Origin of the sequence: Pseudomonas sp. zbq_18 (assembly GCF_043102245.1) — a bacterium.
Lineage (GTDB): Bacteria > Pseudomonadota > Gammaproteobacteria > Pseudomonadales > Pseudomonadaceae > Aquipseudomonas.
The window spans coordinates 45,772-59,887 of record NZ_JBICIT010000017.1 but is presented as its reverse complement, the minus strand read 5'-3'; the positions used below and the strand labels follow the sequence as shown (position 1 = coordinate 59,887).

General features: G+C 62.6%; 12 protein-coding genes and 2 pseudogenes. 6 read left to right on the top strand and 8 right to left on the bottom strand.

The genetic code is table 11. The features are described 5' to 3' along the window. Positions 1 to 37: 37 nt before the first annotated feature. The 3 genes from ACF8C6_RS13710 to ACF8C6_RS13700 form a co-directional block, all read right to left on the bottom strand. A complete protein-coding gene (locus ACF8C6_RS13710) occupies positions 38 to 442 on the bottom strand; it encodes a lysozyme inhibitor LprI family protein (RefSeq protein WP_392499801.1) in 405 nt (134 codons plus the stop codon). Positions 443 to 553: 111 nt separating this feature from the next. Then, entirely contained in the window at positions 554 to 988 is a 435-nt protein-coding gene (locus tag ACF8C6_RS13705; RefSeq protein WP_392499800.1) for a hypothetical protein, read from the bottom strand. A 94-nt stretch (positions 989 to 1,082) separates the two neighbouring features. After that, complete coding sequence (locus ACF8C6_RS13700) at positions 1,083 to 1,550, bottom strand: hypothetical protein (RefSeq protein WP_392499799.1); 468 nt, start codon at positions 1,548 to 1,550, stop codon at positions 1,083 to 1,085. Between the two features lie 154 nt (positions 1,551 to 1,704). On the opposite strand from ACF8C6_RS13700, the gene ACF8C6_RS13695 reads away from it, so the two are divergent. After that, positions 1,705 to 2,670: an integron integrase gene (locus ACF8C6_RS13695; RefSeq protein WP_392499798.1), complete on the top strand. Its 966-nt coding sequence runs from the start codon at positions 1,705 to 1,707 to the stop codon at positions 2,668 to 2,670. Between the two features lie 283 nt (positions 2,671 to 2,953). On the opposite strand, the gene rimO is transcribed toward ACF8C6_RS13695, so the two are convergent. After that, the gene (rimO, locus tag ACF8C6_RS13690; protein ID WP_392499797.1) at positions 2,954 to 4,276 is read right to left on the bottom strand and encodes a 30S ribosomal protein S12 methylthiotransferase RimO; all 1,323 of its coding nucleotides are present in this window, start codon (positions 4,274 to 4,276) and stop codon (positions 2,954 to 2,956) included. Positions 4,277 to 4,483: 207 nt separating this feature from the next. Here rimO and ACF8C6_RS13685 point away from each other — a divergent pair, with 207 nt between their 5' ends. From ACF8C6_RS13685 to ACF8C6_RS13675, 3 genes are read left to right on the top strand one after another with little or no spacing between them, the layout of a single operon-like run. Then, positions 4,484 to 5,944: a Na+/H+ antiporter NhaC family protein gene (locus ACF8C6_RS13685; protein ID WP_392499796.1), complete on the top strand. Its 1,461-nt coding sequence runs from the start codon at positions 4,484 to 4,486 to the stop codon at positions 5,942 to 5,944. 9 nt (positions 5,945 to 5,953) lie between these two features. Beyond that, on the top strand, positions 5,954 to 7,063 hold the full coding sequence (locus ACF8C6_RS13680) for a class II histone deacetylase (RefSeq protein ID WP_392499795.1): 1,110 nt from the start codon (positions 5,954 to 5,956) through the stop codon (positions 7,061 to 7,063). 12 nt (positions 7,064 to 7,075) lie between these two features. Further along, positions 7,076 to 7,840, top strand: coding sequence for a helix-turn-helix transcriptional regulator (locus ACF8C6_RS13675; RefSeq protein WP_392499794.1), 765 nt, complete (start codon positions 7,076 to 7,078; stop codon positions 7,838 to 7,840). 18 nt (positions 7,841 to 7,858) lie between these two features. Here ACF8C6_RS13675 and ACF8C6_RS13670 read toward each other — a convergent pair. From ACF8C6_RS13670 to ACF8C6_RS13655, 4 genes and pseudogenes are all read right to left on the bottom strand, one after another. Beyond that, a pseudogene (locus tag ACF8C6_RS13670) lies at positions 7,859 to 8,296 on the bottom strand (methyl-accepting chemotaxis protein); the annotation flags it as partial. A gap of 102 nt (positions 8,297 to 8,398) precedes the next feature. Beyond that, a pseudogene (locus ACF8C6_RS13665) lies at positions 8,399 to 9,085 on the bottom strand (PAS domain-containing protein); the annotation flags it as partial. A gap of 293 nt (positions 9,086 to 9,378) precedes the next feature. Continuing rightward, on the bottom strand, positions 9,379 to 9,825 hold the full coding sequence (locus tag ACF8C6_RS13660; RefSeq protein WP_392499793.1) for a GNAT family N-acetyltransferase: 447 nt from the start codon (positions 9,823 to 9,825) through the stop codon (positions 9,379 to 9,381). An 18-nt stretch (positions 9,826 to 9,843) separates the two neighbouring features. Then, the gene (locus ACF8C6_RS13655) at positions 9,844 to 10,470 is read right to left on the bottom strand and encodes an FMN-binding negative transcriptional regulator (protein WP_392499792.1); all 627 of its coding nucleotides are present in this window, start codon (positions 10,468 to 10,470) and stop codon (positions 9,844 to 9,846) included. A gap of 90 nt (positions 10,471 to 10,560) precedes the next feature. Here ACF8C6_RS13655 and ACF8C6_RS13650 point away from each other — a divergent pair, with 90 nt between their 5' ends. Together ACF8C6_RS13650 and ACF8C6_RS13645 are read left to right on the top strand one after the other, a co-directional pair. Continuing rightward, entirely contained in the window at positions 10,561 to 12,048 is a 1,488-nt protein-coding gene (locus tag ACF8C6_RS13650; RefSeq protein WP_392499791.1) for a PLP-dependent aminotransferase family protein, read from the top strand. 598 nt (positions 12,049 to 12,646) lie between these two features. Beyond that, positions 12,647 to 13,960, top strand: a complete 1,314-nt coding sequence (locus tag ACF8C6_RS13645) for an NAD(P)/FAD-dependent oxidoreductase (protein WP_392499790.1) — start codon at positions 12,647 to 12,649, stop codon at positions 13,958 to 13,960. Positions 13,961 to 14,116 lie beyond the last annotated feature (156 nt).

Here is a 14,116-nt window from a genome sequence, read left to right as displayed (position 1 = left end):
GAGCGAAGCGAACGGTTTGAACCTTTTGTTAGGTGCGTTAGCCTGAGTGAACACTCTTAAAGTACTCTGTTCGCTCAATAGTCATTCTTAATTTACACTCTTCTACTTGGACGCCTTGCCAAGGAGATGGGGTGGACGATATTCCTATGAACTCACACTCGGCATCTCTGAATTTAAGCCACGCTCTTTGAGAAGAACGAAATAAGCTAACCAGTTCGGTGTGTGGCCAGTTCTGGCGTAATGCAGTTTCTTCTTCTTCAGTTCTTTTGATGGCTTTTTTGTATTCTGCATTCAATTGCTCGTCGGCGAGTTTGTTTTTTTGTGCTACGCACATGTATCCTGCGGTAACGCCTCCGCCTTGAGCATTGCATGGATCATCATTTTCTTCAGTGGCAAAGGCTGCTGCTGAAATTAAGAAAAATACAAAGTGTATTGCTTTCAAATTTACACCTAGCACCTAACGATTAAGCTAACGGGCGGCCAAAAGCGCAGCTTTTGGACGTCCAGCGAACGAAGTGGGCGACAGTTGAGCGCATTGTTAGGCAATACGACTTCATACGCTAGCTGCACTGGCTCCGAACAAATAGCCGACAATTATAGTCATTAGCGTGCTTAAGTCCTCTGGAAGCACATAGTCAGGGTTGCCGGCATGTGAAAAGCGCAAATATATGTATAGGCCGGCTAGGCCCAGAGCTAAGATGCCGGGAACTATGTATACAAGAAAGTTTTTTGTCGCGCTTCCACTTTGCTTGTTGTGTGCTACTTCGTTGAGGTTTTTGGTATCTATTTTGTTGATTGTGGCTATGATTTTTTCAAATTCTTCCTCTGATAATGCTTCCTTGAGCTGCTCTTCATTTTTCTCAAGCTCGGATAATAGTACTTTGTACTCGTTGGCCTCAGATTCTGACTTGGTCTTTTTGAAGCCGATGATCAGGCTGGTTATTCCAGAAAGCGCTGCAAGAATTGAAATCAATATTTCGTAGTCCATGCCTTTCTCCTGGTTTATTGATTTGCCTAACGTTTGGCTAAGGGGCGGGCTTTAGCCCGTCCCAGTGAGCGGAGCGAGCGATTTGAGCCAGTTGTTAGGCTGACTGCTTAAGTGAATCTCGTTTTGCTTCTAGTGCAGCAAGGTGGGATTTCATTATTTCTGGATCGCTGCTTTTAATATCTCTGACGGCGTGTGCTGCTAAAAATAAATAATAAATGGCAACTAGATATCCTATGGTGCTGAATACTCCGAGAATTTCGGATAGTAGTAAGCCAAGAGTTATTGCTGAAAGTGCCCAGGAAATGTACTTAACCGCCTCATATATTAGCCCGACAGTTGATAAGGTCGCAGCCTCCATGCCGGGTGCCAATAGTCCTTTATAACGAAGAATTTCAGACCCCAAAAGCTCTATTCTTTGTTTTTTTGAAAATGCAAGTGTGTGTTTACTTGAAAACTTTATTAGCTTATCTCCAAGTAATAGGATTAACCAAAAAACTCCAGATCCAAGGGCGCCTTGTATTATTACTGGCCACTCTAGAATTTGATCAACTAGCGATGTCATGGATGCTCCTATGCCTAACTATAAGTAGACGACACATGTGGCGTAATGCTTTGCGCCGGTTGTGTCGGATAACGCTCCTTGTCGTCCGGCAAGTCCTTGTCTAGCCTGAAAATCGCATCAGGAGATGCGACTTCTATCAGGGAGCAACAGCGACATGGATGACAAGCCCAAGCTGCTCGAGCAGGTGCGCGAGCAAATTCGCCTTCGACACTATTCGATTCGTACCGAAACTGTCTATCTGGAGTGGGTGAAGCGCTTCATTCGCTTTCATAAGTACCGTCATCCGCAGGAGATGGGGGCTGTGGAAGTTGAGGCTTTTTTGAGTCATCTGGCGGTGCGGCGGGATGTGGCGGCATCCACACAGAATCAGGCGCTGTCGGCGATTCTCTTCCTTTATAAGCAGGTGCTGCAGATCGAGTTGCCCTGGATGGACGGGGTGATTAGGGCGCGGCGGCCGCAGCGTTTGCCGGTGGTGCTGACGCGGGAGGAGGTGGCGAGTGTGCTGGCGCAACTGGATGGCACGCTTTGGCTGGTGGGCAGTCTGTTGTATGGCTCGGGCATGCGCTGGATGGAGGTGCTGCGTTTGCGGGTCAAGGATGTGGAGTTTGCCCGGGGCGAGATTCTGGTTCGTGACGGTAAAGGGCAGAAAGACCGGGTCACCATGTTGCCGCGCAAGTTGGCGGCGCCTTTGCAGTTACATCTGGAGCGGGTGCGGGCGCTGCATCAGCAGGATTTGCAGGAGGGCTTTGGTCGGGCGAATCTGCCTCATGCATTGGCACGCAAGTATCCGAATGCTGCGGCGGAGTGGGCTTGGCAGTTTGTGTTTCCGTCGATCAACCGTTCGGCGGATCCACGTTCGGGTGGCATCTTTCGCCATCATCTGCATGAGAAGACCATCCAGCGTGCCATCCGCAACGCGGTAAGGCGGGTCGGTCTGCACAAGCCGGCGACGCCGCATACGTTGCGTCATTCCTTCGCCACGCATCTGTTGGAGAGTGGGCAGGATATTCGCACCGTGCAGGAGCTCCTGGGGCATGCGGACGTGAAGACGACGCAGATCTACACCCATGTGCTCAATCGTGGCGGCATGGGGGTGTTGAGTCCGTTGGATCGGGTGTGAGCTGGGGGGGTGCAGGGCATTGTGGCTGAAGCGGAGTGCCGTCCAGCCGTTCCCACAGCAGCAGGCGGTGCATGCTCGCTGGGGTAGGAGGGGCCTTGGCCGCGACTGGTAGCGGGGATTTTTTGAGGTTGGTTGTGCCCCGGACATTGCTGTCGCGGCCAAGGCCCCTCCTACGGATGGAGCAGAGGCATCGCGGCTGAAGCCGCTCCCACTAGAGCTGCGGCAGGGATAGCCCTTGAACAAGAAGCCCCGCGATTGCGGGGCTTCTTTATAGAGGTGTCGCTTAGACCAGCTCGGCCCAGAGGTCGTATTCGTCGGCGTCGACGATGCGTACACGCACCTTGTCGCCGGGCTGTACGGCGGTGGAGTCGATGAACACGCTGCCGTCGATTTCCGGGGCATCGGCCCAGGAGCGGGCGACGGCGCCTTCGTGGTCGACTTCATCGACCAGCACTTCGATCTCGGTGCCGACCTTGCGCTGTAGGCGCGCGGCGCTGATGGCCTGCTGGTGGGCCATGAAGCGGTCCCAGCGATCCTGCTTGACGTCGTCCGGCACCGGCTCCAGGCCCAGGTCGTTGGCCGGGGCGCCGTCCACTGGGCTGTATTGGAAGCAGCCGACGCGGTCGAGCTGGGCTTCGGTCAGCCAGTCCAGCAGGTACTGGAAGTCTTCCTCGGTCTCGCCGGGGAAGCCGACGATGAAGGTGGAGCGGATGGTCAGCTCCGGGCAGATCTCGCGCCAGGACTTGATGCGGGCCAGGGTCTTGTCTTCGAAGGCCGGGCGTTTCATGGCCTTGAGCACTTTCGGGCTGGCGTGCTGGAAGGGGATGTCCAGGTACGGCAGCAGCTTGCCGGCGGCCATCAGCGGGATCACGTCATCCACGTTGGGGTACGGGTAGACGTAGTGCAGGCGCACCCACACGCCCATGCTGGAGAGCGCTTCGCACAGCTCCTTCATGCGCGTCTTGACCGGCTGGCCTTCCCAGAAGTCGGTCTTGTACTTCAGATCCACACCGTAGGCGCTGGTGTCCTGGCTGATCACCAGGATTTCCTTGACGCCGGCCTTGACCAGGCGCTGGGCCTCGGACAGCACGTCGCCGACCGGGCGGCTGACCAGCTTGCCGCGCATCGACGGGATGATGCAGAAGGCGCAGCTGTGGTTGCAGCCCTCGGAAATCTTCAGGTAGGCGTAGTGGCGCGGGGTGAGTTTGATGCCCTGCGGCGGCACCAGGTCGACATAGGGGTTGTGGTCGGCCTTGGGCGGGATGACTTCGTGTACCGCGTTGACCACTTGCTCGTACTGTTGTGGGCCGGTGACGGCCAGTACGCTCGGGTGTACGTCGCGGATGGCGTTCTCGGACACGCCCATGCAGCCGGTGACGATCACCTTGCCGTTCTCGGCGATGGCTTCGCCGATGGTGTCCAGCGACTCGGCCTTGGCGCTGTCGATGAAACCGCAGGTGTTGACCACCACGACGTCGGCGTCCTCGTAGGTCGGCACGATCTCGTAGCCTTCCATGCGCAGCTGGGTGAGGATGCGTTCGGAGTCGACGGTCGCCTTCGGGCAACCCAGGGAAACGAATCCGACTTTCGGTGTGGCGGTGGACATCGGCGGCTAACCTCAAACGGGCGCTGGGGGCGCCTCTGATCAAAAAGTGCGCAATTCTAGCGGCGAGTCGTGCGCTTGAACAGCCTGGCGACACGATAGAAAGCAGTGTGGTCGCTGCTGGCTAACCCTCAAGGGTTATTGGTCGGTCTGACGCTTGCCCGTAGGCTCGGTTGCCTAACGATAATCACAAGTAAAAGGTACTGACTCATGGCCGAGCTGGCAGAGCAGGGCGCATCGGCGCCGCCCACACATTCCCGCACGCTCATCGGTTGGGGCCTGCTGGCCCTGGCGGTGGTGTTTGCCCTCTGGATGGGGCCGGTGGAGCGCGGCGAGGCGCCTCATCTGGGTTGGATCAGCCTGTTGCCGACGCTGGCGGTATTGATTCTGGCGCTGAGCCTGCATCGCACCCTGGAAGCCCTGGTCGGCGGTTGCCTGTTCGGTTACCTGATGCTCGATGGCCCGGGCTTCCTGATCGCTTTCGCCGACACTGGCCTCAAGGTCATGGGCAACCCCACCATCGGCTGGATCATTCTGGTCTGCGGCTTCCTCGGCAGCCTGATTGCGCTGCTCGGCCTGTCCGGCGCCACCCAGGCGTTCAGCGAATGGCTGGGTTCCCGCGTCAAGGGGCGGCGCGGCACGCTGCTCAGCGCCTGGGCGCTGGGCCTGGTGATCTTCATCGACGATTACCTCAACGCCCTGGCGGTCAGCGCCTCGATGCGCAAGCTGTGCGACCGCTTCAAGATCTCCCGGCCGATGCTGGCCTACGTGGTGGATTCCACCGCCGCGCCGATGTGCGTGCTGGTGCCGATGTCGACCTGGGCCATCTACAGTGCCGGCCTGCTCGAAGGCAACGGCGTCGCTGCCCAGGGTGAAGGTCTGAGCCTGTACCTGCAGGCCGTACCTTATATGTTCTATGCCTGGATCGCGCTGCTGCTGGTGCCGCTGGTCGGCGCCGGACTGATCCCGCCGCTGGGCCCGATGCGCAAGGCCGAGCAGCGCACCCTCGACGGCACGGCGGTGATCGAGGACGGCGGCCTGGATCAGCCGTCCACCCAGGCTCGCCCGCGATTGATCAACTTCCTCCTGCCGCTGGTGGCGCTGATCGGCTTCACCCTGTACTTCGAGATCGATGCCTTCAAGGGCACGGTCTGTGCGCTGCTGCTGACCATCCTGCTGTACGCCGCACAGCGTCTGGCGAGCCTGCACGAAATCTTCGAATCGGTGCAGAAGGGCTTCCAGAGCATGCTGATGCCGCTGGGTATCGTGGTGACTTCCTTCGTGCTGCAGGACATCAACGACAAGCTCGGCCTGACGCCCTATGTGATCGACTCGCTGAAACCCCTGATGACCGGCAACTGGCTGCCGGCCGTGGCCTTCATCACCCTGAGCCTGATCACCTTCAGCACCGGTTCGTTCTGGGGCACCTTCGCCGTGGCGTTCCCCATCGTGCTGCCGCTGGCCGCCGCACTGGATGCCAGCCTGCCGCTGACCATCGGTGCCGTGGTGTCGGCCGGTGCCTTCGGCAGCCATGCCTGCTTCTATGGCGATGCCACCGTGCTGTCGGCCAAGGGCAGTGGCTGCACGCCGCTGGAGCATGCTCTGACCCAATTGCCCTATGTGCTGATCGCTGCCGCGCTGAGCACCGTTCTGTTCGTCGTTCTCGCCTAAGGAGTTGGTATGCGTCGTACTGCGTTTTTCAGCAAGGAAATCTGCTTCTGGCACGATCCGGGCCCCAGCGGCCCGTTCGACAAGCCGGGTGGCTTCATCCAGCCGCTGCCGGCCGCCGAGCACCCGGAAACCAAGCGCCGCATCCGCAACCTGCTGGATGTCAGCGGCCTGCTGGAGCAGTTGCAGCAACCGCGCAGCACGCCGGCGCGGCGCGAAGACCTTGAGCGCTTTCACACCACGCGCTACCTCGACTGGCTGGAGGCCGAGAGCGCCAAGGGCTTTGGCGATGGTGGCGACTGCGCGCCGTTCCGCCAGGATGCCTACCAGATCGCCTGTCATTCGGCCGGCCTGGCCATCGATGCGCTGCGCGCGGTGCTCAAGGGCGAGGCCGACAACGCCTACGCGCTGACCCGCCCGCCAAGCCACCACGCCGAGCGTGATCGTGGCCGCGGCTTCTGCCTGATCGGCAACATCCCGGTGGCGATCGAGACGGCGCGGGCCGAAGGCCTGGTGCGTCGCGTGGCGGTGGTCGACTGGGACGTGCACCATGGCAACGGCACCGAGCAGGCGTTCTACGACAACGGCGAGGTGCTGACTATTTCCCTGCACCATGCCAACAACTACCCGGTGGATTCCGGCGATGCGAGCGATCGCGGCGAAGGTGCGGGCCTGGGCTACAACCTCAACGTGCCGCTGCCGCCGGGCTGCGGTGGTGGTGCCTACCGCGAGGTGTTCGAGCGCCTGGTGCTGCCGGCGCTGGAGCGCTTCCAGCCGGAGCTGATTGTGGTCGCCTGTGGTTTCGATGCTGCGGCCTTCGATCCGCTGGGCACCATGCTGTTGAGCAGCGCCGACTATGCCTGGATGACCGGCCAGTTGCTGGCGGCGGCCGACCGGCTGTGTGGCGGGCGTCTGGTGATGACCCACGAAGGGGGTTACTCGGAAGGCTATGTGCCGTTCTGCGCCCAGGCCGTGCTGGAAACCCTGTCGGGCATCAGTACCGAGGTGCGTGATCCGGTGCTGGAGGATCTGCAGCGCTGGGGCGGTCAGGATCTGCAGCCGCACCAGAAAGCCCTGATCGACTCGCTGGTGCCACATCTGGACGCGATCAAGGCGGGCTGACATGCTCATCGCATGATGAGTCCGCTACCCGATCTGTCCCCGCTTGCGCCCCTGGTCGCCGCCGTGCGCCAGGGGCGTTTGCTCGAAGTGCTCGACCCCGCCTTGCGGGCCCTGTTTCCCGGTGTCGCCTACGCGCTGTTCCTGTTCCGCCCCGGCTGTCCGCCGATCTGCCTGCTCGACAACCTGGCCGAGACGCGCCGCACCCAGGTGCTCGACCCTTATCTGGGTGGCATGTACCTGCTCGATCCGCTCTACCACCATGCCAGCCGCGGGCCGCGCGAGGGCCTGGCGTCGCTGAGCGAGATCATGCCCGAGGGCTTTCGTCAGTCCGACTACTACCGCCACTACTACAAGGGCATCGCCTTGCATGACGAGTTCATGCTCTGCTGCAACCTGCCGGATGCCGTGCTGGTGCTGTCGATGGGCTGTTATGAGGGGCCGGGGCCGCGTCGCCTGCGCGCCCAGTTGGAAAGCCTGCAACCGCTGCTGACGGCTTTTCTCGTCGAGGGCCTGGGCCCGCTCAACCTGGCCCGGGAGCAGGGCGCCGCGCCGGAGCTGCTGGGTGATCTGGAGGGCAGCGAAGCACTGAGCCCGCGCGAGCAGCAGGTGGCGCAGTTGATCCTGCGCGGCTTCGCCGGCAAGGCGATTGCCCGGCAACTGGGCATCAGCCCGGAGACGGTGAAAATCCATCGCCGTCATCTGTATCGCAAGCTGGGCGTGGCCTCACAGGCCGAGTTGTTCAGCCGCTTCCTGCATAGCCGGGGTATCGAGCGCTAGCGCCAGCAGGGTGCGGTGTCAGCCCTTCAACTGGTTGGCAAACTGCCCCACGGCGTCGACCACACGCTGGGCGCCATCCTGAATCTCGACGATCACCGCGCCGGCCTGGTTGGCCAGGCTCAGGCCCTGCTCGGCCTGCTGGCGGCTGCTGGCCATGCTTTCCACCGCAGTCTGGGCCAGGGCCTGGTTCTGTTGCACCACGTCGACGATCTCCTTGGCCGCCTGGCTGGTGCGCGCGGCCAGGTTGCGCACTTCATCGGCAACCACGGCGAAACCGCGCCCTTGCTCGCCAGCGCGGGCTGCTTCGATGGCTGCGTTGAGGGCGAGCAGGTTGGTCTGGTCGGCAATGCCGCTGATGGTCTTGATGATCGAGCTGATCAGCTGCGACTGCTTGTCCAGTGCCTCGATGCCGGCGGCGGCTTCCTGCACCTGCTCGGTGATCTGGCGCATGACTTCGACGGTCTGGCTGACCACCGTCGTGCCTTTTTGCGCCGTGGCGTCGGTTTGCTGCGAAGTGCTGTAGGCGATGGTCGCTGCCTCGGCGACGGCTTCTTCCTGGTTGACCTGGTCGGTGATCACCGTGGCGAATTTGACGATCTTGTACAGCTGGTCGTGGGCATCGTGTACCGGGTTGTAGGACGCCTCCAGCCAGACCACGCGACCATGGCTGTCGAGGCGCTTGAAACGGCCGGCGACGAATTCGCCACGGTTGAGCTTGGCCCAGAAGTCGCGGTAGGCCTGGGAGTTGTACTCCTCGGGTTCGCAGAACAGACGGTGGTGCTTGCCCTGGATCTGCTCCAGGCGGTAGCCCATGCCGTCGAGGAAGCGCTCGTTGGCGGTGATCACCTCGCCGGCCAGGTTGAATTCGATGACCGCGGTCGAGCGCAACAGGGCGCTGATGATGCCCTGGTGCTCCTTGGCGGTTTCGATGGTGCGGGTCAGGTCCTTGGAGCACACGGTAAAGCCGATTAGCTCCTTGCGGCTGTTGTGCGAGGGTTGCCAGATGGTGCGCAGCCAGGCGTCATCGCCATTGGCCCGGTTGAGGTGAAACGCGCCACTGATGTGCCTGCCCTGTTCCAGCGCGTCCATCAGCGGCTTGAAGTTGGGGTCGCACTTGAAGGAGTCGGGGATCAGGCTGCGCACGTCGCGGCCGATCAGGTCCTCGCGGCGGTAACCCATCTCGGCCAGGAACAGGGCGTTCACGTTCGTGATATGCCCTTTGGCGTCGAGGTCCAGAACCAGCATTTCTTCCAGCAGTGACTCTTTGATCTGGCGCGTGCGCGCGAACTCTTCGCGCAGGCATTCCAACTCTTCCTTGAGACGTGAATTGAATCCGAGCATGTGGGCCACCATTGGGGAATGACTGCGTGTTCCAGCTTTTTCGGCGCAGTTGTGTGTTTCTGAAGGACTACCTGGAAATTTAGCCTAGCAGTGCTTCGTCATGCTGCTCAGTCGTGCCGTGTGCGCTTGAAACGCCCCGTGGGGCAGCCACAGGCTGCCAGTCGAGCGTGTTGGTCTGGCGCAGAGCAGGTGCCCGCTCAGAGCAGCGTGCGGTACTGGATGAAGCCGGAGCGCTCGGCGATGCGGTCGTACAGCTGGCGGCCAACGTAGTTGTCTTCCCGGGTCAGCCAGTGCACCCGTGAAGCGCCGGCGGCACGGGCCTGGGCGTAGACGTGCTCGATCATCCGCCGGCCGATGCCGCTGCCGCGCAGGTTCTCATCGACATACAGGTCCTGCAGGTAGCAGTAGTCGCCGCAGGTCCAGCAGGAGCGGTGGAAAATCCAGTGCACCAGGGCCACGGCGCGACCGTTCTGCCAGGCCAGGGCAGCGTGCATGGGCTCGGTGGGGTCGAGGAACCGTTGCCAGGTCAGCGCACTGGTCTCGCTGGCGATCTCGGTCTTGTAGAAGCGCTGGTAGCCCTGCCAGAGCGGCAGCCAGGCGGCGTGGTCGTCTGCCTTGACGGCGCGGATATCGAGTGGGCTCATGCGGGTTTCCTTGATCGATCAGATGTGCATGCGGGCGGCCAGCTCGCGGTCGCGTGCGTCGCTGCTGTTGAGCAGGGCTTGCTGCACGCCTTGCTGGTCGGCGGCGCTGCGGTTCTGGCCGAGCTTCCACTTGCCTTCCAGGCGGCGGATCGGCAGGGCGAAGCCGACGATGGCGCGCAGCATGCTGTCGAGGTACTCGCGCGGCGCGTCGTCCACTGACCAGGGTTTGGGCTGGCTGGCTTCGTGGCGGTCGCTGAGGCGGCTGACCAGGTTCAGCAGGCGCTGCTCATCATCGAAGATTTCCGCCTGGCCGTAGGCGTGAACGGCGATGTAGTTCCAGGTCGGCACTACCTTGCCGTGCTCGGCCTTGGCCGGATACCAGCCGGGGCTGACATAGGCATCCGGGCCCTGGCAGATCACCAGCACTTCTGTACCCAGAGCCAGCTCGCGCCAGTGTGGGTTGGCCCTGGCCAGGTGGCCGTAGAGCGTGCCGAACTCGCCTTCTTCCTCAACCAGCAGCAGGGGCAGGTGGCTGGCCTGCAGGCCGCTCGGGCCGTGGCTGACCAGGGTGGCCAGGCGGCAAGCGGCGATCTGCCGGTGCAGCTCGTTGAGGTCGTTCTGGCAAAAGGTGGAAGGCAGGTACATGCGGTGGTCCTCTGGCGTGGTGGTGCCATGCTAGGCAGGATATTGGCCTGCAAGAAGATCCATTTTTCGTGACTTCGATGGAGCCAATTCATGAGCCTGCCAGCCCTCTTGCCGGTCGACCTGTCCGGTATCCGCCTCGACCCTGAGCAGGGGCTGGCCCGCCAGCTTTACCAGGAATTGCGCGAGCGCATTCTCGATGGGCGTCTGGCGGGTGGTGCGCGCCTGCCGGCCAGTCGCGACCTGGCCAAGGTGCTGGGCGTTTCGCGCAACACAGTGGGCAGGGCGCTCGACCAACTGTATGCCGAGGGGTATGTGCAGGGCCGGGTGGGCGATGGCACCTATGTGATGGAACTGGCCGGGGTAACGCGGACGCCCCCGCTGGCAAGCCAGCGCCCGGCACATGGCGCGGCCTTGCAGCGGCTGCAGCAGCACCATCTGGCCGCCCCCCTGGAAGGTGCGCCGCGCGCCTTTCGTGTCGGTGTGCCGGCCTTCGACCTGTTTCCCTTCGAGACCTGGGCGCGGCTGTCGGCGCGCTTCTGGCGCAAGCCATCGCCGGCGCGCCTGGGCTATGGCGACCCGGCGGGTGATCTGCAGCTACGCGAGTTGATCGCCGCCTACCTGCGCAACAGCCGTGGCCTGCACTGCGACCCGGCGCAGATCGTGGTTACCTGCGGTGCCCAGCAGGCCATCAGCCTGTGTGCGCAGCTGCTGGTGCAGCCCGGCGACCGGGTGGCGGTGGAGAATCCCGGCTATCGCGCTGCCGGGCATGCCTTCGCCGTGGCCGGCGCCGAGTTGCAGGGCGTTGCCGTGGATGGCGACGGGCTGGATACCGCCGAACTGGAGCGGGCAGGGCGTTGCCGGCTGCTCTATGTCACGCCTTCGCACCAGTACCCCACTGGTGTCACCCTGTCGCTGGCGCGGCGCCTGGAGCTGCTGGACTGGGCCGAGCGCGAGGAGGCCTGGATCGTCGAGGATGATTACGACGGCGAGTACCGTTACAACGGCACGCCCCTGGCACCCTTGGCGGCGCTGGATCGCCAGGGGCGGGTGCTGTATGTCGGCACCTTCTGCAAGATCGCCTTTCCCGCCCTGCGCCTGGGCTATCTGGTGCTGCCACCGCATCTGGCCCAGGCCTTCGCCCGCCGCCGTGCGGTGGACATGCGTCATTCGGAAATCGGCACCCAGGCGGTGATGGCCGAGTTCATTGCCGCCGGGCATTTCCAGCGTCATATCCGCCGCATGCGCAGCGCGGCCCGCAACCGCCGTGATGCTCTGCTGGCCGGCTGGCCAAGCGCGGTGCCGGGATGTGCGCCGCTGCCGGCGGTGGATGCCGGCCTGCACCTGAGCCTGCGCGTCGAGAGTCTGGGCCGCGAGCGCGAGCTGATCAGCAGCGCCGCCAGGGTAGGCGTGGAGTTGAATGCGCTAAGCAGCTACTGGTTGCCGGGCAGCGTCACCGCAGAGGATGAGCGGGCAGGCCTGGTGCTGGGCTTTGCTGCCGTACCAGAGGCGGAGATCGGCGAGGCGCTGCAGAAACTGCGTCGCGCCTGGGCGACAAAGCCGGGCAACACCCAGCCGTAGGAGGGGCCTTGGCCGCGATGCCTTTGCGGCGCAGGTTGCGGTTAGGCAGGCACTGCCCATGGGTGTGGTTGCGCGCCATTAGCGTCGCAGGGTCAATAGGAGTCGTGCCAGAGCGTCGCGGCTGAAGCCGCTCCCACGCGAGTATGTCTGGGATTTTGTGGGAGCGGCTTTAGCCGCGATTACCCCAGTCAGCACCTGACCCTAGTAGGGGCCTTGGCCGCGACTGAGAGAGGGCCTGATCCAGGCAACTGCTCCACCAGCCTGTGCATCGATCAACGCTATTGTTTAGCAATGCTGCAACTGAACGTGTAAAAAATGCGATTTAACTGGCGCTAGAGGGCGTGCGAGTCTCTGTGCTCATGAGTGCTTCCCTTCACGATTCGCTTCGCGTCCGGCTCAGCCCCGGCCTTGGCGCGGCACAACCGCTGGCCTTCTGGGCGCTGTGGCATTGCCGTCATGCCCGGCCACCGGATAGCCGCGCTGTCCAGGCCTGATCAGGCCGCGCCGTCGATTTCGCCAGCCAGTGCTGGCCTTCACCCGGAATCTTCCGGGGTTTCATGGGCTGCCGTGCCCATGACTTCCAACAAGGAACACCTGCATGAATGCCGCCACCCAGCCAGTGATCGCCGCCGCCGAGCGCGCCAAGTCCTACTACAGCGCCACGCTCAACGAGGAAACCAACTACCCGACCCTGCAGGGTCAGGTCAGCGTCGATGTCGCGATCATCGGTGGCGGCTTCACCGGCGTTGCCACTGCGGTGGAGCTGGCCGAGCGCGGCCTCAAGGTGGCCATCGTCGAGACCCACAAGATCGGCTGGGGCGCCACCGGGCGCAACGGCGGCCAGGTCACCGGCAGCCTGTCGGGCGATGCTGCCATGCGCAAGCAGATGCGCAACACCCTGGGCGAGGAGGTCGACGACTTCATCTGGCACCTGCGCTGGCGCGGCCACGAGATCATCAAGAACCGCGTGCAGAAGTACGGCATCCAGTGCGACCTCAGGCACGGCCACCTGCATGCGGCGATGAAACCGGCGCATATGGACGAGCTGCGCGCCTCCCATGCCGAGGCCGTCGAGCGTGGCATGGGCGACGAGGTCAGCCTGCTCGACGCCGAGGGCGTGCGCAGCCACCTGGCCACGGATATTTATCTTGGCGCGATCAAGAACACCCGCAACATGCATCTGCACCCGCTCAACCTGTGCATCGGCGAGGCCAAGGCGGCCGAGAGCCTGGGCGCGCTGATCTTCGAACACTCCGAAGTGCTGGATATCGTCCAGGGCGCCAAGCCTGCGGTGATCACCGCCCAGGGCCGCATTGACGCCAAGCAGGTGCTGCTGGCCGGCGACGTCTACCACAAGCTGGCGCGTAAGCAGCTCAAGGGCATGATCTTCCCGGCCATGGGTGGCATCGTCACCACCGAGCCGCTGGGCGAGCTGGCCAAGGAACTCAACCCGCAGACCCTGGCGGTGTATGACTGCCGTTTCGTGCTCGACTACTACCGCATGACCGCCGACGGTCGCCTGCTGTTTGGCGGCGGCGCCAACTATTCGGGACGTGATTCGCGCGATATCGCCGGCGAACTGCGCCCGTGCATCGAGGCCACTTTCCCGCAGCTCAAGGGGGTCAAGATCGACTTCCAGTGGAGCTGTGCCATGGGCATCGTGATGAACCGCATCCCGCAGCTGGGCAAGCTGTCGGACAACGTCTGGTACTGCCAGGGCTACTCCGGCCACGGCATCGCCACCACTCACATCATGGGCGAGATCATGGCCAACGCCCTGACCGGCACCCTCGGCCACTACGACACCTTCGCCGCCTGCAAGCACATCAAGGTGCCGATGGGCGACGTGTTCGGCAACCCGATGCTGGCGGCCGGCATGTGGTACTACCAGATGATGGAAAAGCTGCGCTAAGCGCAAGCTGGCCGGGCGCCGACCCTAGTCCTGGAAGCCGGGATGCCGGCAACGCCGCTGCCGGATTGCATCCGGCTATGGCGCCGCTGTAGTCAGTCTGCCGGGCGAGGTACATCGAGCCCGGGTCTTTTTCACTGCCGCCAGCCTACGGCCGCA